Genomic DNA, 17353 nt, shown 5'->3' with positions numbered 1-17353 from the left:
TTCGTTTCCGGTAGCGCGCTTCCTGGAGCGCGCGGGATGCTCTAGCGATCGAACGACTTGGCGTAGGTGATCAGGTTTTCGAGCGCGCGAATGCCCGTGTTGTTGATGTGGCGGCGGCCGAGCGTGGTGTCGATGCGGAAGGCGATGTCTTCCGCATTCGCCGCCTTCAGATCAGCGAGCCGTTCAATGCCGGTCTCCTCGAGACAGCCGACCATGCGCCAGCCGATGGATTTCGCCCGCATCATCCGTTCTCGCTCACTGTCGCTTTTCGGCATTGCCTCGTCCCGCCAATACAACCGCGCTGAACCGTTTGTTAACGCTGTTCTGGCAGTACTGAAGCCCTGTATTGCGTAATCTCAGGGTGTTCTCGTGTTCATGGCGGTATGTCAAACGGCCGGACGAATGCTGCCGTCGGCGCTGAGACACCGCCTGTCCGCGCTGATCGGCGCAGTTGCCGCTATTCTGACCGGCACCGACATGAAGAACACGGCCCGCCGGATGGCGCTCGTCGCCTTCGCGGTTCGCATTTTCAGCGCCGCCATCGCCTTTCTGTCGCAGATCATCCTCGCCCGGATGATGGGCGAGTTCGAATACGGCATCTTCGTCTTCGTCTGGGTGCTGGTGATCCTCTTCGGCAGCCTCTCCTGCGTCGGTTTCCATTCCGTCGTGATCCGTTTCCTGCCGGAGTATCAGGCGACTGCGGCGCTCGACGAGATTCGTGGCGTAACGACGACAGTGCGCGTTTTCGCCCTCACCTCCGCCACCACGGTCGCCGTCGTCGGTCTGCTCGGCCTCTGGCTCTTTTCGGCGCACATCGACGCCTATTACCTCGTGCCGCTCTATCTCGGCCTCTTCACCCTGCCGATGATCGCCCTTGGCGACGTGATGGACGGAACCTCGCGGGCCCATGGCTGGGCGCTCTCCGCCCTGAGCCCCACTTTCATCATCCGCCCCCTGCTGGTGCTGGCATTCATGGTGCTGGCAGTCACGGCAGGCGCGCCCCACACGGCGCAAACGGCCATGGTCGCGGCCATGGCGGCCGCCTATGTCACAACCGTCTCGCAGTTCCTCGTGCTGACCTATCGTCTCCGCTCGCGCTATGTGGAAGGGCCGCGGCGGATCGAGCTTGGCCGCTGGCTCCGGGTTTCGATCCCCATCTTCCTGGTCGATGGCTTCGGCTTCCTGCTGACCAATTCCGACGTCGTGATCGTCGGCCTCTATCTCGATCCCGAGGACGTCGCGATCTACTTCGCAGCCGCCAAGACCATGGCGCTGGTGCACTTCGTCATGTTCGCCGTCAAGGCGGCAACGGGCCCACGCGTTTCGAACGCCATGGCCCGTGACCGCAGGCAGCTCGCGGGCATCGCGATCGAAAGCGCGCGTTGGGCCTTCTGGCCGTCGCTCCTGGTCGGCGCGCTGGTGCTGCTGGCGGGCCCCTTCCTGCTTTCGCTTTTCGGGCCGGCCTTCGTCACCGGCATGCCCTTGATGATGATCCTCTTTGGCGGCATTCTCGCCAAGGCCTTCGTCGGCCCGGCGGAAACGCTTCTGACGATGGCGGGCCAGCAGACGCTCTGCGTGATCCTCTACGCCGGCGCGCTGGTGGCCAACATCGCACTCAACCTGAGCCTCATCCCTCTCCTCGGACTGACCGGCGCTGCTCTTGCAACCGCAGGTGCAATGTTCGTCGAGGCGATGTTGCTGCATATCGCCGTCCGGCGTACCTTCGGCTTCGCGCTCTTCGCCTTCGCGAGCGTGCGGGCCGGCAATGATAACAACGGGGCTGTCCATCCATGATCGGCAATACCAATCTTCCGAGCGATGCAAACAGTCGGGCCGCCCGGGTCCTTGGCGGGCTGGCACAGCCTGGCGATGCAGGCCCGACTGCGGAGCATTTGATCGAGGTCGGCCGCCCTGGACGCCATCTCGCCATCTATCCGGCGAAGGCCGGCTACGAGTTGCAGCGTGAGCTCGACTTCCTGTCGAACCGGGCACTGGAGCCGAACGTCTTCTTCACCGGCCGCTTCCTTGCACCGGCGATGCCCCGCCTCGAAGAACGGGTGATCCGGCTCGCCATCATGCGCGACAACGACGAGCGTCGCAGCCGCTTGCGGTTCCTGATGCCGTTCTCGATCGAAAAGCCCGGCTTCTCAATCGGTGCGCCGATCATCCGCGCCTGGTCGAACCCCTTCGGTCCGCTCGGCGTCCCGCTGCTTGACGCTGAAGACGCGGCAGAAACCATCGACAACCTGTTCGAAGCCTTTACCGCGCCCTCGACCGGCCTGCCCTCAGTGCTCGTCCTTCCCGACATGCGCCTCAACGGCAAGGTGGCCCGCCTCACCCGCGCCGTCGCCATCGGCCGCAACCTGCCACTGACGGTGACCGACACCTTCAGCCGCCCCATGCTCGAAAGCCTGCTCGACGGTCCGACCTATCTGCGCAACGCCATCAGCCCAGCGCATTTCCGCGAGCTGCGGCGGCAGTGGAACAACCTCGCAAAAGAAGGCGCGCTCACCTATTCGGTCGCCCGCCAACCCGCCGAAGTCCGCTTGCGCATGGAGGAATTCCTGGCGCTCGAAGCATCGGGATGGAAGGGAAAGGGCCGCAGCGCCATGGTGCTCGATCGCTTCCGTGCGGCCTTTGCCCGCGAGGCGATCACCAATCTTGCCGACGGCGACAGTGTGCGCATCCACACGCTCGACCTCGACGGAAGGGCGATCGCATCCATGGTGGTGTTCCTGATGTCGGGCGAGGCCTACACCTGGAAGACCGCGTACGACGAGCGCTATGCCAAGTTCTCCCCGGGCAAGCTGCTGCTGGCGGAACTGACGGAATGGCACCTCGACGATGCCAACATCGCCCGCTCCGATTCCTGCGCCGTGCCGGATCACCCGGTCATGAGCCGGTTCTGGCAGGAGCGCGAGGAAATGGGCACGCTGGTGATCGGCCTGCAGCAAACCCGCGACCGCGAAGTGCGCCAGGTCGCAGCCCAGCTCCACCTCTACCGCAACACCCGCAACATGGCGCGGATCCTGCGTGACAAGATCAAGGCGCTGGCCGGGCGCTAGAGAGGTCCGCTTGGGCACCGCGGGACGTTCGCGACATCACTTGCCGCGCGCCTCCGCTATTGCCTGTTCGCGCAGGAACCGTCTGATAACCTTGCCCGAAGTCGTCAGCGGCAGGCTATCGACGAAGGCGATCTCGCGCGGATATTCGTGCATCGACAGCCGCGTCTTCACCCACTCGCGAACGGACGTGGCGACACGCTCGTCACCAACCACGCCGGGCCGCAGGACGACATAGGCCTTGACGATCTCGGTGCGGACGGGATCCGGCTTGCCGACGGCAGCGGCGAGTTGCACATCCGGATGACCGGCAAGGCAATCCTCGATCTCGCCGGGGCCGATGCGGTAACCCGACGAGGTGATGACGTCATCGTCCCGGCCGAAGAAGGTGAAATAGCCCTCCTCGTCCATCACGCCCTGGTCGCCCGTCGTCATCCAGTCACCGATGAACTTCTTCTCCGTCGCCGCCTCGTTGCCCCAATAGCCGAGGAACATCACCGGATCCGGGCGCTTGACCGCCACCTGGCCGACGCTTCCGGCCGGCAGTTCATGACCTTCGGCGTCGATGATCGCCACCCGGTGGCCCGGTGCCGCCTTGCCCATCGATCCAGGCTTGACGACGCCGAGATCGGCGGCCGAGGAGATGACGATGTTGCACTCGGTCTGGCCGTAGAACTCACTCACTTCGAGGCCGAGCGCCGCCTTTGCCCATTCATAGGTCTCGCGACCGAGAGATTCCCCGGCAGAACCGATGGTCCGGAGGTTGAGGCGATAGCGCTCGCGCGGCTTCTCAACCGCCTTCATCAGCCGGAGCGCCGTTGGCGGAATGAAGGCGTTGCGAACGTCCATCTCCTCCAGGATGCGAAAGGCGGTATGCGGATCGAACTTCTGCGCCGGCGATGACACGACAGGCACACCGTTAAGCAGCGACGGCAAGAGCGCGTTGAGCAGCCCTCCCGCCCAGGCCCAGTCCGCCGGCGTCCACATGCGGTCGCCGGGTTGCGGCAGGAAATGATGATGAAACTCGAAGCCCGGCAGATGGCCGAGCAGCACCCGGTGCCCGTGCAGCGCCCCCTTCGGCGGCCCCGTGGTGCCCGAGGTGTAGATCATCAGCGCCGGATCGTCCGGGCCCGTATCCACCGGCACAAAGCCTTCGGGGTCGCCGGATGCGAGTGATGAAAAGGCGATCGTCCCCGGCTGCGGCTGATCTTCCGCCAGCACGACGAGGCGCAGTTCCGGCAGCCGGTCCCGAATCGCGGCGATGCGCTCGAAGCCGAAACCGTTGGTAACAACCGCCGCGACGCCGGCGTCACGCAGCCGGTACTCGAGCGCTTCGACGCCGAAGAGCAATGCAAGCGGCAAGGCGATCGCGCCATGCTTGTAGATCGCCGCATGGGCAATCGCCGTTTCGAAGCCCTGCGGCAGGAGAATTGCGACACGTTCGCCCGGCGCAATGCCCTCGCCCACGAGCCCTTGCGCGAAGGCAGAGGATTGTCGGGCAAATTCGCCATAGGTCAGCGCCCGATGCGCGCCATCGGAATCGAAGTGCTGGAGACAGACGCGCTCCGGCTCACGCGCCGCCCAGGCGTCGCTGACGGCAACGCCAATATTGAACCTCTCCGGGATCTGCCATTGGAAGGCGCGGTAGAGTTCGTCGTAAGTCTCGATTCTCGGTAACATGACACTGCCATGACAGATTTCTGCTGCAGCGCACCTAACACCTTCGCAAGCGACAGTTCAATGACCGGCGCGGCAAGCACTGGCCAAGGCGCGTCCAAGCCGGAAACATCGGTCGGGGATGATGTCTGTGAATTCGGGTGGTGTGGTGGTGCCCCATGCCGGGGTCGAACCAGCACTCCTTTCGGAACTCGATTTTGAGTCGAGCGCGTCTACCAATTCCGCCAATGGGGCTCAGGGAAGTGCGATATCAGCGGCTCGGATTTACACGAAGGTTTTCACTGCGGTCAACCATCATTTTCAGCATGCCCCGATGACAATCACGAAAGCGTGCGGACCTGTCGCGGCTACCGCGATTTACAGGGCGCGCGATCCTGCCTAAGAAGGCGCCATCCAGTTTGCACTGCGGCATGTGTCGGTTCCGAGCTGCCGCCCGCGAGGTATAGATGATCGACGCCGCCACCCAATCCCGCCAGCACCTGCTGATCGCCATTGTCGTGACACTTGGCATGGCGGCAACTGTCGGCGGGGCGCTCGGCTTCGAGCATATCGGTGGCTACATCCCCTGCGCGCTCTGCCTTTTGCAGCGCGATCCCTACTACTGGGGCATTCCGGTCGGCATTCTCGCCATCATCACCAGTGCGCTGAAGCTGCCGGTGTGGCTGACCCGCACGCTGCTCGCCATCGTCGGAATTCTGATGCTCGTCGGCGCCGGCATGGGCGTCTATCACTCGGGCGCCGAATGGCACTTCTGGGAAGGCCCCTCCACCTGCGCGACGACGGCACAGGGCGTGTCGTCGAATGTCGGCGATCTGCTCGGCGATCTCGATTCGAAGCACGCTCCGTCCTGCACGGAGGCCGCATTGCGGGTGCTCGGCCTTTCCTTCGCCGGGTGGAACGTGATCGCCAGCCTCATCCTCGCAGCGATCGCCCTGCGCGGCGCTACAAAGGCGCGCTGATCTCCCTGGGCGGACTCAGGAATGCGGACACTTTCGCGCCGTAACCACCCGACACGGGTTGGCGAAGGCACGCACCTGTCCTGATCCCGCTCTGGGGCTTGATCCGGCAAGAAGGCACGAACAGCGTCAGGGCTGCAGTTCGACGTCCCAGTAGAGATAGTCCATCCAGCTTTCATGCAGATGGTTCGGCGGAAAGAGCCGGCCGTTGTTGTGCAGGTCCTGTACCGTCGGCTGGAAGGGCCTCTGGTGCGGGAACATGCCGGCCTGCTTCGGCAGCTTGCTGCCCTTGCGCAGATTGCAGGGGGAGCAGGCTGCGACGACGTTGTCCCAGGTCGTCTGGCCGCCGTGAGCGCGGGGCACCACGTGATCGAAGGTGAGATCGTCGGGCGAACCGCAATACTGGCATTCGAATTTATCGCGCAGGAACACGTTGAACCGGGTGAAGGCCGGGTGGCGCGAGGGCTGCACGTAGCTCTTGAGGCAAACGACGCTCGGCAGTCGCATCGAGAAACTCGGAGACGACACCGAATGTTCGTACTCGGCAAGGATGTTTACACGGTCAAGGAAGACGGCCTTGATCGCGTCCTGCCAGGACCAAAGCGACAAGGGGTAGTAACTAAGCGGCCGATAGTCAGCGTTCAAGACGAGCGCTGGTAAGGCCTGAGGTGAGACTGCAATCGTCAAGCGTATTCTCCTGATCGATTCGGCATCTGCACCTTCTATATTAGGCCCGTTGCAACAGGATTGTGAAGCCGGAAACAAAAATGCATGCGCTGGATTCGCTTTTTCCTTCAAGGTGTCACAGGAACAGCATCTCGGCGCATTTCCTGTGCATAATAGGCCCAGAAGAGCCGCGCAGCGACACTGCGCCAGGGCGACCAGGAGGCGGCAAGCGAATCAATTTCGCGTGCGGTCGGGCGCAATTCGAGGCCCAGCCCGTGGCCGATCGCGTTCTGCAAGGCGACGTCGCCAGAGGGGAAGACATCCGGGTGGCCGGCGCAAAACAGCAGATAGACCTCCGCCGTCCAGCGTCCCACGCCCTTGACCGCCGTCAGGTCCCGGATCGCCTCGGTCGCTTCGGCGTCGCAGATCGCATCGAGATCGATCTCGCCGCCCACCACCACATCGGCGACGCGACGCAACGCATCCGCCTTGGCGCGGGAGAGGCCGATGACGCGGCAGTCCTCATCGCTGAGCGAAATCACCCCTGATGCCGTCACCTCGCCGAGCCTCTCTTCCATCCGCCGCCAGATCGCCGCAGCGCTTGCCTTCGAGACCATCTGCGAGACGATGATGCTGGCGAGGCCTCGGTAACCGGGATTGGTTCGGCGGAGCGGCACGGGCCCGGCCCTGGCGACCACGTACTCCAGACGCGCATCGAGCATCACCAGACCGGAAAGCCCGGCTTCGATATCCTCATGTGTCCGGATGATCCGCATGACGCCTCCACAAAGCGGATGATTTTTATACGCCTTCCATGGCAAAGGGAAAGGATGCCAGACACGCCACCCGTTTTCCGCTTTGCCCCCAGCCCGAACGGCCTGCTTCACCTCGGCCATGCGCTTTCCGCGGTGCTGAACCACGACATGGCGAAGGCCGCGAACGGCCGTTTCCTGCTGCGCATCGAGGATATCGACCAGACCCGTTGCCGCCCGGAATTCGAGGCAGCGATCTCCAGGGATCTCGCCTGGCTCGGCTTGGACTGGGAGCGCCCCGTGCGCCGCCAGTCGGACCATTTCGGCGCCTATGCGTCGGCGCTTGAACGGTTGAATGAACTCGGCGTGGTCTACCCCTCGATCATGACCCGCGGCGAGATCAAGGCCGCCGTCGCAGAAGCCGAAGCCGGCGGCCGGACCTGGCCGCGCGATCCGGATGGCAGTCCGCTCTATCCCGGACGCGAGCGCACCTATTCGACCGGTGAGCGAACGGCCATGCTTGAGAGTGGCAGAGCCTATGCCTTGCGGCTCGACATGCAGAAAGCGATCAGCCTCTTCGGCAACGCCCGCCTCACCTGGAGCGAGAGCGGTGCCGGGCCGGCGGGCGAAGCCGGCATCATTGCTGCCAACCCCGCCGCCTGGGGCGACGTCATCCTGTCGCGTTCCGATGCACCGTCAAGCTACCATCTGTCCGTCGTGACAGATGATGCGCTGCAGGGCATTACCCACGTGGTGCGCGGCCGCGATCTCTATCACGCAACCTCCGTGCACCGGCTGCTGCAGCGGCTTCTCGACCTGCCGGAGCCGCTCTATCATCACCACCGGCTAATCCTTGGGCCGGATGGCCGCAAGCTCTCCAAGAGCAACCAGGATACCGGCATTGCGGCATTCCGTGCCGCCGGCCGCACCCCGGAAGAGGTCCGGGCCCTAGTCGTTTAGGTCCTCGTCTTCGCGGCCCGCATCGGTGCCGCTGCGGAACTGGAAGCTGCGCCGCACCATGCGTTTGACCCGGTATTTCAGGATTGCCGCGTTGATCTCGGCGCCGATGATGAAGATCGCCGCGATCATGTAGAGGAACACGAGCACGATCATGATCGACGCCAGGCCCGCATAGGTCGAGACATAGGTGGCGAAGGTCGCGAGATAGGAGGCGAAGGCATAGGCGCCGATCGTCCAGCAGACGAGCGTCAGCACGATGCCGGGGAGCACGTCGACCACCTTGCGGTGACCGTCCGGCAGCCAGAGATGCGACACGAGCAGCCCACCGGTCAACATGATCAGGGCGAGCGGCAGGCTCCAGTTGTCGACTGTCGCCAGCACACCGCCGAGCCACGGCCACCATTCCCCGGTGTAACGCACCGCCAGCGGCACCGCGACCAGCAGGATGCTGAGCGCCGCAAGGATCAGCACGCCGGCGAGCACGAAGCCGAGGCTCGCTAACCGGGTCATGTACCAGTAACGGCTCTCGCTGACGCGATAGGCGCGGTTCAGCGAGACGCGCAGCGCTTCCACGCCGTTGGAGGCAAAATAGGCCGCGGCAAGAACGGAAATGGTCAAAAGCCCGCCGCGCGGGATCGTCAGCACCCGCACGATCTCGTCGGCGACAGGCTTGGCGATCGATTCGGGCCAGGCGTCGAAGATCAGGTGTACGGCCGTTTCGGCAAATTGATCAGCGCCGAGAAAGCTGCCGAGTGCTGTGCCGAAGATTAGAAAGGGAAAGACGGCAAGCAGCGACGACAGAGCCACATGGCTCGCCATCGCCCAACCGTCATCGAGGCTGAAATGCCAGAGCGCATCGAATACGACTTTCCAGGTGATGCGTATGAATGCTGGCATTCCATTCCAATCCTACAGGGCTCCACGACCGCGTACTCCCGCGCTGTCGTCCCGGTGCCGTTTCCTTGGCTTCACACGATCCCAACGGCGACAACGCTGGCGGGTTCCGGCTTGCGCAATTCAATTGTATCCCGCCGATGAATATGGGAAACGGAGGCAGGATTTCTACAGGAATCGATCGGATGACTGATCGCCCCACAATCATTGTCACCGGATGTTCGTCCGGGATCGGCGCCTACTGTGCGCGCGCGCTCCATGCCGACGGCTGGCGTGTCTTTGCCACCGTGCGCCGGGAAGAAGACCGCCAGTCCCTTGAAGCTGAGGGCATCGAGACCTTCCTGATGGACTATACCAAGCCGGAAACCATCGCCGCCCTGGCAGACACGGTGCTGGCGCTTTCCAGCGGACGCATCGACGCGCTGTTCAACAACGGCGCCTATGGCCAGGCCGGTGCCGTCGAGGACCTGCCGACCGAAGCGCTTAGGCTTCAGCTCGAGACCAACGTCATCGGCTGGCATGACCTGACGCGGCGGGTGATTCCGTCGATGCGGGCGCGTGGCAGCGGCCGCATCGTGCAGTGCTCCTCCATCCTCGGCATCGTTCCCTATCGCTGGCGCGGCGCCTACAACGCATCCAAGTTTGCGATCGAGGGCCTGTCGCTCACGCTCAAGATGGAGCTTGCCGGCAGCGGCATCGAGGTGAGCCTCATTGAGCCCGGACCGATCGCGTCCAAGTTCACGACCAATGCCGTTGCCTATATCGAGCGTTTCATCGACCTCAAGAATTCGGTGCACCGTGTCGAATACGAACGACAGATGCGGCGCCTGAAGGGCGAAGGCAAACCCGCGCCCGGCAAGCTCGGCCCGGATGCGGTTTATGCGGTTTTGAAGCACGCGCTGACAGCAAAGAAACCAAAACCGCACTATATTGTAACAAGGCCCGCCAGGCAGGGCGCGCTTCTGAAAAAGCTCCTGCCGGCTGCATTGTTTTATCGCATCATCGGCCGACTTGGCTGAGTAGAAATGCAAGGAAGAATACGATGTCTAGTTTCTTCACCGGCCTGACCCTGTTCGTCATGGGCTTGGTCGCCATTGTTTTGCTCCGCGGCCTCTTGAACATGATGAGGGGCGGCAGCGCCAGCAAATCCAACAAGCTGATGCAGGCCCGCGTGCTGCTGCAAGCGATCGCGATCGTCCTGATCATGGTAACGCTGTGGGTCACCGGCGGCGGCCGCCCGACCTAGATGACGCAATTCCGGACGCAAAGCCGTTCCACACCTTTCCTGGAATTGCCCGACCTAGATGACGCAATTCCGGACGGAAAGCCGTTTCACACCTTTCCTGGAATTGCTCTAGAGGACCGTGACGACAGATGGTGAAGCTCAACAAGATCTACACCCGGACGGGTGACAACGGCACCACCGGGCTTGTTGCAGGTCCGCGCCGCCTCAAGAGCGACCTTCGGGTCGATGCCTATGGCGCGGTGGATGAATCCAACGCCTTCGTCGGCTTGGCGCGGCAGCACACGGCCGACATCCCGGCGCTCGACGACGCGCTGATGCGGATCCAGAACGATCTCTTCGATCTTGGCGCCGATCTCGCGACGCCCGACACCGGCGAACCGCCGCAATACGAACCGCTCCGGATCGTCACAGCGCAGGTAACCTGGCTGGAGATCGAAATCGACCGGCTGAATGCCGAGCTCGAACCCTTGCGCTCCTTCGTGCTTCCAGCCGGCAGTCCTGCCTCAGCGATGTTGCATGTCGCCCGCACCGTCGCGCGGCGGGCCGAGCGGCAGATGGTAGCGCTCGCCAATGTCGAAGGAGAGATCGTCAGCAAAGAGGCGATCGCCTATATCAACCGGCTCTCCGATTTCCTGTTTGTCGCGGCGCGTTCGGCAAATGACAAAGGTCAAGCCGACGTCCTTTGGATTCCCGGAAAAAACAGATAACGTCCGCTTCCGCATCGTTCCCAAGCCGGATTCGGATTGAGGAACCGTGGCATGGAACGACGCTTCGGGAGAGAGCATGTTCATACCGCTTCACGATACGAACACCCTGAAGCACATCAAGGTCCAGTACGTCACGATCAGCCTGATCGTCGTCAACATCGTCGTCTGGCTGATCACCGGGCCGATCGCCTCGGAAGAGTTCGCCAATGCCGCAATCCTCGGCTTCGGCTATATCCCGGCGCTCATCTTCGACTATGCCCAACTCGATCCGTCACTGATCATCGTTCCCGACGGCTTCACCTTCATCACCTATTCCTTCCTGCATGGCGACTTCATGCATCTGGCGATGAACATGCTGTTCCTCTGGGTGTTCGGCGACAATGTCGAAGACGCGCTCGGGCACTTCCGCTACCTCGCCTTCTATCTGCTCTGCGCCGCCGCGGGGGCGCTTGCACATGGGCTTCTCGATCCGGCCTCAGAGGCACCGCTGATCGGCGCATCCGGCGCGATCTCCGGCGTCGTTGCCGCCTACTTCCTGCTGCATCCGAAGGTGCGCGTCTGGGTTCTGGTGTTCTTCCGCATCCCGCTGCCGCTTCCCGCGGCCATTCCGCTGGCCCTCTGGATTGGCCAGCAATTCTTCATGCTGGTCGTCGATCCTGGCAGCGGCGTTTCCTGGAGCGCCCATGTCGGCGGCATCGTCGCCGGCCTCATCCTGGTGGTCATTTTGCGACGCCGCGACGTACCGCTTTTCGACCGCACCATCGTTACGCCGCGCGCCGTCCGCCACAAGGCGGAACCGGTCACGGCCGGGCAGCAGCCGGCTCCGGATGCGACAAAACCGCCGATGCCCTGGGGACGCCAGACCTGAGCGGAGCCCGGCCTTTTCCGCCCAATGAACGCGGATCGGGCGGTTTTTCAAGGACTTGCCTGCCCCCGGCCCCGCATTGACGACCTGTAAAAGACTGGCCTCGGAACCCGCTTGCCATCCGCTTATCTTACGTGTACGTAAACGTCATTCCAATTCTCGGGATTATATCGATTTAGCGCCATGCACAGCGATTGTAATTGGAGAAAAAACGCGTATCGATGTCGCCAACCGACAATCAGGCGGCTCCGTTAAGGCGCATTTTCCTGCGAAAGCTCTTGGAGGGAAGAATCCATGAAAATACTTGTGACGGTGAAGCGGGTGGTTGACTACAACGTCAAAATTCGCGTGAAGGCAGACGGTTCGGGCGTCGAGCTCGCGAACGTGAAGATGTCGATGAACCCCTTCGACGAAATCTCGGTCGAAGAAGCGCTGCGGCTGAAGGAAGCCGGCAAGGCGGAGGAAGTCGTCGTCGTTTCCGTTGGTCCGGCCAAGGCCGAAGAGACGCTACGCACGGCCCTTGCCATGGGCGCCGACCGCGCCATCCTGGTTGAGACCGAAGACCAGGTCGAGCCGCTCACTGTGGCCAAGATCGTCAAGGGCGTCGCCGAAGCCGAACAGCCGGGCCTGATCATCGTCGGCAAGCAGGCGATCGACGACGATTCGAACCAGACCGGCCAGATGCTGTCGGCTCTGCTCGGCTGGGCCCAGGGCACCTTTGCCTCCAAGGTCGAGATCGGCGATGGCAAGGCAACCGTGACCCGCGAAGTCGACGGCGGTCTGCAGACCATCGACATCAAGCTGCCGGCAGTTGTCACCACCGACCTGCGCCTCAACGAACCGCGCTACGCCTCGCTGCCCAACATCATGAAGGCGAAGAAGAAGCCGCTCGACAAGAAGACCCCTGCGGACTTCGGCGTCGACACCGCTGCCCGCCTCAAGGTGCTGAAGACCGAGGAGCCGTCGGGCCGCAAGGCCGGCATCAAGGTCAAGTCGGTCGCCGAGCTCGTCGAAAAGCTCAAGACCGAAGCCGGCGTGCTCTGATTTAAGGAAGGGAGATATCATCATGGCCATTCTTCTTCTGGCTGACCACGACAGCAACCACCTTTCCGACCAGACCGCCAAGGCGCTGACCGCCGCCTCCAAGATCGGCGGCGATGTGCATGTGCTGGTCGCCGGTAGCGGCGCCAAGGCAGCGGCCGAACAGGCATCGAAGCTTGCCGGGGTATCCAAGGTGCTCGTCGCCGACGATGCCTCGCTTGCCAACAACCTCGCAGAGCCGCTGGCAGCCCTGATCGTTTCGCTCGCCGGCAACTACGACACGATCGTCGCAGCGGCGACCTCGGTCGGCAAGAACGTCATGCCGCGCGTCGCAGCGCTGCTCGACGTCGCCCAGGTCTCGGAAATCATCGAGGTCGTCTCTTCCGACACCTTCAAGCGCCCGATCTATGCCGGCAACGCCATCCAGACGGTGCAGACGACGGAAGCCAAGCGCGTCATCACCGTGCGCACCGCCTCCTTCGCCTCTGCCGCAGAAGGCGGTTCGGCTGCGATCGAAAGTGTCGCGGCTGCCGCCAACCCGGGTGTCTCCAGCTTCGTCGCCGACGCCCTGTCGTCGTCCGACCGTCCGGAGCTGACCTCGGCCAAGATCATCATCTCCGGTGGTCGTGCGCTCGGTTCCTCGGAGAAGTTCCAGGAAGTCATCCTGCCGGTTGCCGACAAGCTCGGTGCTGCCGTCGGCGCCTCGCGCGCCGCTGTCGATGCCGGCTACGCGCCGAACGACTGGCAGGTCGGTCAGACCGGCAAGGTGGTCGCACCTGATCTCTATATCGCCTGCGGCATCTCCGGTGCCATCCAGCACCTCGCCGGCATGAAGGACTCGAAGGTCATCGTCGCGATCAACAAGGACGAAGAGGCACCGATTTTCCAGGTCGCCGACTACGGCCTGGTTGCCGATCTCTTCGAAGCGCTGCCTGAGTTGCAGAAGGCCCTGTAACCGCGGCAAGAGCCGCCCGCCGCCACCCATGAAAAGGGCTGGCAAAAGCGTGGACTTGGCATTAACAATCTACCGGGCCGGCCAAACCGGCCCGGTTTGCGTGTCTGATGGCGGCCTCACCGCCAAACCTTTGAAGATGGATGTTCGCCGCGATGATCAAGACTGTCGGAATTATTGGTGCCGGGCAAATGGGCTGTGGCATCGCGCATGTTTCGGCAATCGCCGGATACAAGGTGCAGATCTACGATCTTGCCGCTGAACGGATCGAAGCGGGCCTTGCCACCATCAACGGCAACCTCGCCCGCCAGGTATCGTCCGGCAAGATGACCGACGAGGCCCGCAAAGCCGCCTTGGCCCTGATCAAGGGCTCATCCGACATCAACGACCTGTCGCAGGCCGACCTCGTCATCGAAGCCGTCACCGAAGACGAGACGATCAAGCGCAAGATTTACGGCCAGGTTTGTCCGATCCTGAAGCCGGAAGCGATCCTGGCGACCAACACCTCTTCTCTGTCGATCACGCGCCTGGCCTCGGCCACCGATCGTCCCGAGCATTTCATGGGCATCCACTTCATGAACCCGGTTCCGGTCATGAAGCTGGTCGAGCTCGTGCGTGGCATCGCCACTGACGAGCTGACCTTCAAGACCGCCAAGGAGTTCGTTGCGACGCTCGACAAGACCGTAACGGTCGCCGAAGATTTCCCGGCCTTCATCGTCAACCGCATCCTGCTGCCGATGATCAACGAGGCAATCTACACGCTTTACGAAGGCGTCGGCAGCGTCGAGGCCATCGACACGGCCATGAAGCTTGGCGCCAACCATCCGATGGGTCCGCTGCAGCTTGCCGACTTCATCGGCCTCGACACCTGCCTGTCGATCATGCAGGTGCTCTATGACGGCCTGGCGGACTCGAAGTATCGCCCCTGCCCGCTGCTGGTGAAATACGTCGAGGCAGGCTGGCTCGGCCGCAAATCCGGCCGCGGCTTCTACGACTACCGCGGCGAGATTCCGGTTCCGACCCGCTAACTTGTCGTCAAAGGCAAAGAAAAACCCGGCAATCCGCCGGGTTTTTGTTTTGTGCACCTACCGATCCCGCCTCAGCTACCGACTGCCGGGGCGACAGCGGCGCTGATCAACGCCTTGGCATCGTCGCTGTCCCAGGCGGCCGGGCCGTTCATCGAGCCGATGAGGCAGCCCTTGTCGTCGAGCAGCAAGGTCGCCGGCAGTCCGAAGGCAAGGCCTTCCTTCTTCATGTTGTTGAAGACGCCCATGGAGGCGTCGCGGTAGTAGCCAAGCTCATGCACGGCGGTCTCGTCGAGGAAAGCCTTCGGCTTTTCGTCGTCGCCGACGTCGATATTAATCGCCACCACCTCGAACTTGTCGCTGCCGAGCGACTTCTGCAGCGCGTTGAGCGCCGGCATTTCCTCGCGGCAGGGCACGCACCAGGTTGCCCAGAGGTTGACCAGCAGGGTCTTGCCGGCAAAGGCCGAAACATTGGTCGGCTTGCCGTCCGGACCGTTGAAGTCGAGCGCGATCGGCCGCGGCGACGAAGCCGGCGACATGGCGGCGACATGACCCTTCATGAACGGCGTCAGCGACGCGACCTTGGCTGATGTCAGCGGGCAGCTGGTGCTGGCCGTTTCAGTCGCCTCGCCATTGCCAGACCCCGTCTCCTTCACGTATACCGCTGCCGCACCGACGATCACGCCAAACAGGGCGGCGAGCGCGAACAGTTTCACGGCCGGGGGGGATTTCTTCTGGTCGGGCATTTCATTCTCCAAGGCGGGCATTCTTCATGGCTGACGGCAATTCCGAGACGAAATCCTCCAACCAAATGTGGGGCGGTCGCTTTGCCTCGGGTCCGGACGCGATCATGGAGGAGATAAATGCCTCGATCGGCTTCGACAAGAAGCTCTATGCCCAGGACATCCGCGGCTCAATAGCGCATGCGACGATGCTGGCGCATCAAGGCATCATTTCGACTGAAGACAAAGACAAAATCGTTCACGGCCTCAACACGATCCTGTCAGAGATCGAAAGCGGCCAGTTCGAGTTCTCGCGCCGCCTCGAAGACATCCACATGAACATCGAAGCGCGGCTTGCGACGCTGATCGGCCCCTCGGCCGGACGCCTGCACACCGCCCGCTCGCGCAACGACCAGGTGGCGCTCGACTTCCGCCTCTGGGTCAAGGAAGAGCTGCAGCGCACCGAGAAGGCGCTGACGGCGCTGATCGCCGCCTTCCTCGACCGTGCCGAGGAACATGCCGATACCGTCATGCCGGGCTTCACACACCTGCAGACCGCGCAGCCGGTCACCTTCGGCCACCATTGCATGGCCTACGTGGAAATGTTCGGCCGCGACCGTTCGCGCGTGCGCCATGCCATCGAGCATATGGACGAAAGCCCGATTGGTGCTGCCGCACTCGCCGGCACCGGTTTCCCGATCGACCGGCACATGACCGCCAAGGCGCTCGGCTTCGCCGGCCCGACCCGCAACTCGATCGACACCGTGTCCGACCGCGACTTCGCGCTCGAATTCCTGTCGATGGCATCGATCACGGCCACGCACCTGTCGCGCCTCGCCGAAGAGATCGTCATCTGGTCGACGCCGCAATTCGGCTTCATCCGCCTGTCGGATGCGTTTTCGACCGGCTCCTCGATCATGCCGCAGAAGAAGAACCCGGATGCTGCCGAACTGGTGCGCGCCAAGACCGGCCGCATCAACGGTTCGCTGGTCGCACTTCTGACGGTCATGAAGGGCCTGCCGCTCGCCTATTCCAAGGACATGCAGGAAGACAAGGAACAGGTCTTCGACGCCGCCGAGAGCCTCGAGCTGGCGATTGCCGCCATGACCGGCATGGTGCGCGACATGACTGTTCGCACCGACCGCATGAAGGCGGCCGCCGGCTCCGGCTATTCGACCGCGACCGATCTTGCCGATTGGCTGGTGCGCGAGGCGGGCCTGCCCTTCCGCGACGCCCACCACGTCACCGGCCGCGCCGTAGCACTTGCCGAACAGAAGGCCTGCGATCTGGCGGATCTCTCGCTTGCCGACCTGCAATCGATCCATGCCGACATCACCGAGAAGGTCTTCGACGTTCTGACGGTCGAGGCTTCGGTTGCCAGCCGCACCTCCTTCGGTGGCACTGCGCCCAACGAGGTTCGCAAACAGATCGCCTGGTGGCGCGCCCGAAACTAAGGGATGAGCGAAGGTGTGGGCGGCCTCCGCCCGCAAATTCAGGGTGCACAAGCGCCGGAAAAATCGATAAGACATCGCACCAGCATCAGTCCCGCGAAGGAAAATAACGATGACATTCACGAAGGCGGCCCGGCTTGCGCTCCTGCTGGCGATCCCCGGGCTGGTTCTTGTCGGTTGCGGACGCAAGGGCGATCTCGACCGCCCCGGTTCGACGGCGCCGATCAACACCAAGGCGCCCGCCGGAACCGTCGAGCAGAAGGAAAAACCGGACGACCGTCCTTTCCTGCTCGATCCCCTCCTCTAGATCCGCTCATCGTTTCCAACGAAGCATTGAATTGATCTAACTCTTTGAAATTACGCAATTCCGGACGAAA

The 17353-nt window shown here is 62.9% G+C and carries 19 protein-coding genes and 1 tRNA gene; 13 read left to right on the top strand and 7 right to left on the bottom strand.

Annotated elements, in window-relative coordinates; genetic code table 11:
* Window positions 1-41: 41 nt before the first annotated feature.
* On the bottom strand, window positions 42-275 hold the full coding sequence (locus tag ASE60_RS27680; RefSeq protein ID WP_057254785.1) for a hypothetical protein: 234 nt from the start codon (window positions 273-275) through the stop codon (window positions 42-44).
* A gap of 127 nt (window positions 276-402) precedes the next feature.
* On the opposite strand from ASE60_RS27680, the gene ASE60_RS27675 reads away from it, so the two are divergent.
* A complete protein-coding gene (locus ASE60_RS27675; RefSeq protein ID WP_057254784.1) occupies window positions 403-1794 on the top strand; it encodes a lipopolysaccharide biosynthesis protein in 1392 nt (463 codons plus the stop codon).
* Window positions 1791-3065, top strand: a complete 1275-nt coding sequence (locus ASE60_RS27670; RefSeq protein WP_057254783.1) for a GNAT family N-acetyltransferase — start codon at window positions 1791-1793, stop codon at window positions 3063-3065. The genes ASE60_RS27675 and ASE60_RS27670 overlap by 4 nt, the downstream gene beginning before the upstream one ends.
* A gap of 36 nt (window positions 3066-3101) precedes the next feature.
* Here ASE60_RS27670 and ASE60_RS27665 read toward each other — a convergent pair whose 3' ends face one another.
* Together ASE60_RS27665 and ASE60_RS27660 are read right to left on the bottom strand one after the other, a co-directional pair.
* Window positions 3102-4742 carry an AMP-binding protein gene (locus ASE60_RS27665; RefSeq protein WP_057254782.1) on the bottom strand — a complete coding sequence of 547 codons (1641 nt, stop codon included), beginning with the start codon at window positions 4740-4742 and terminating at the stop codon, window positions 3102-3104.
* Window positions 4743-4888: 146 nt separating this feature from the next.
* A tRNA-Leu gene (locus tag ASE60_RS27660) sits at window positions 4889-4973 on the bottom strand.
* Window positions 4974-5185: 212 nt separating this feature from the next.
* Between ASE60_RS27660 and ASE60_RS27655 the strand changes: the two genes are divergently transcribed.
* The gene (locus ASE60_RS27655) at window positions 5186-5698 is read left to right on the top strand and encodes a disulfide bond formation protein B (RefSeq protein ID WP_057254781.1); all 513 of its coding nucleotides are present in this window, start codon (window positions 5186-5188) and stop codon (window positions 5696-5698) included.
* A 126-nt stretch (window positions 5699-5824) separates the two neighbouring features.
* On the opposite strand, the gene ASE60_RS27650 is transcribed toward ASE60_RS27655, so the two are convergent.
* Window positions 5825-6382, bottom strand: coding sequence for an HNH endonuclease (locus ASE60_RS27650; RefSeq protein WP_034797858.1), 558 nt, complete (start codon window positions 6380-6382; stop codon window positions 5825-5827).
* 107 nt (window positions 6383-6489) lie between these two features.
* On the bottom strand, window positions 6490-7137 hold the full coding sequence (locus ASE60_RS27645) for a DNA-3-methyladenine glycosylase (protein ID WP_057254780.1): 648 nt from the start codon (window positions 7135-7137) through the stop codon (window positions 6490-6492).
* Window positions 7138-7191: 54 nt separating this feature from the next.
* On the opposite strand from ASE60_RS27645, the gene gluQRS reads away from it, so the two are divergent.
* Window positions 7192-8073, top strand: coding sequence for a tRNA glutamyl-Q(34) synthetase GluQRS (gene gluQRS, locus ASE60_RS27640; RefSeq protein WP_057254779.1), 882 nt, complete (start codon window positions 7192-7194; stop codon window positions 8071-8073).
* Here the strand turns inward: gluQRS and ASE60_RS27635 are convergent.
* Window positions 8062-8970, bottom strand: coding sequence for a YihY/virulence factor BrkB family protein (locus ASE60_RS27635; RefSeq protein ID WP_057254778.1), 909 nt, complete (start codon window positions 8968-8970; stop codon window positions 8062-8064). The two genes, gluQRS and ASE60_RS27635, sit on opposite strands and share 12 nt — an antisense overlap.
* A gap of 182 nt (window positions 8971-9152) precedes the next feature.
* On the opposite strand from ASE60_RS27635, the gene ASE60_RS27630 reads away from it, so the two are divergent.
* The 7 genes from ASE60_RS27630 (at window position 9153) to ASE60_RS27600 (ending at window position 14806) form a co-directional block, all read left to right on the top strand.
* Complete coding sequence (locus ASE60_RS27630) at window positions 9153-9986, top strand: SDR family oxidoreductase (protein WP_057254777.1); 834 nt, start codon at window positions 9153-9155, stop codon at window positions 9984-9986.
* A 23-nt stretch (window positions 9987-10009) separates the two neighbouring features.
* On the top strand, window positions 10010-10213 hold the full coding sequence (locus ASE60_RS27625; RefSeq protein ID WP_057254776.1) for a twin transmembrane helix small protein: 204 nt from the start codon (window positions 10010-10012) through the stop codon (window positions 10211-10213).
* Between the two features lie 128 nt (window positions 10214-10341).
* Entirely contained in the window at window positions 10342-10920 is a 579-nt protein-coding gene (locus ASE60_RS27620) for a cob(I)yrinic acid a,c-diamide adenosyltransferase (protein WP_057254775.1), read from the top strand.
* A gap of 76 nt (window positions 10921-10996) precedes the next feature.
* Window positions 10997-11788 (top strand): rhomboid family intramembrane serine protease, encoded by a 792-nt coding sequence (locus ASE60_RS27615; RefSeq protein WP_057254774.1) that lies wholly within the window; start codon window positions 10997-10999, stop codon window positions 11786-11788.
* Between the two features lie 291 nt (window positions 11789-12079).
* A complete protein-coding gene (locus ASE60_RS27610) occupies window positions 12080-12829 on the top strand; it encodes an electron transfer flavoprotein subunit beta/FixA family protein (RefSeq protein ID WP_057254773.1) in 750 nt (249 codons plus the stop codon).
* A gap of 22 nt (window positions 12830-12851) precedes the next feature.
* Window positions 12852-13781 carry an FAD-binding protein gene (locus ASE60_RS27605; RefSeq protein ID WP_057254772.1) on the top strand — a complete coding sequence of 310 codons (930 nt, stop codon included), beginning with the start codon at window positions 12852-12854 and terminating at the stop codon, window positions 13779-13781.
* A 152-nt stretch (window positions 13782-13933) separates the two neighbouring features.
* On the top strand, window positions 13934-14806 hold the full coding sequence (locus ASE60_RS27600; protein WP_057254841.1) for a 3-hydroxybutyryl-CoA dehydrogenase: 873 nt from the start codon (window positions 13934-13936) through the stop codon (window positions 14804-14806).
* A 71-nt stretch (window positions 14807-14877) separates the two neighbouring features.
* Here ASE60_RS27600 and ASE60_RS27595 read toward each other — a convergent pair whose 3' ends face one another.
* Window positions 14878-15549 carry a TlpA disulfide reductase family protein gene (locus ASE60_RS27595; RefSeq protein ID WP_057254771.1) on the bottom strand — a complete coding sequence of 224 codons (672 nt, stop codon included), beginning with the start codon at window positions 15547-15549 and terminating at the stop codon, window positions 14878-14880.
* 26 nt (window positions 15550-15575) lie between these two features.
* Between ASE60_RS27595 and argH the strand changes: the two genes are divergently transcribed.
* Both argH and ASE60_RS27585 read left to right on the top strand, forming a co-directional pair.
* Window positions 15576-16979: an argininosuccinate lyase gene (gene argH / locus ASE60_RS27590; protein WP_057254770.1), complete on the top strand. Its 1404-nt coding sequence runs from the start codon at window positions 15576-15578 to the stop codon at window positions 16977-16979.
* 109 nt (window positions 16980-17088) lie between these two features.
* Complete coding sequence (locus ASE60_RS27585; RefSeq protein ID WP_057254769.1) at window positions 17089-17283, top strand: lipoprotein; 195 nt, start codon at window positions 17089-17091, stop codon at window positions 17281-17283.
* Window positions 17284-17353: the final 70 nt, after the last annotated feature.

Origin of the sequence: Ensifer sp. Root278 (assembly GCF_001429285.1) — a bacterium.
Classification (GTDB): Bacteria; Pseudomonadota; Alphaproteobacteria; order Rhizobiales; family Rhizobiaceae; genus Ensifer.
This window is presented reverse-complemented; position numbering and strand designations above follow the sequence as displayed.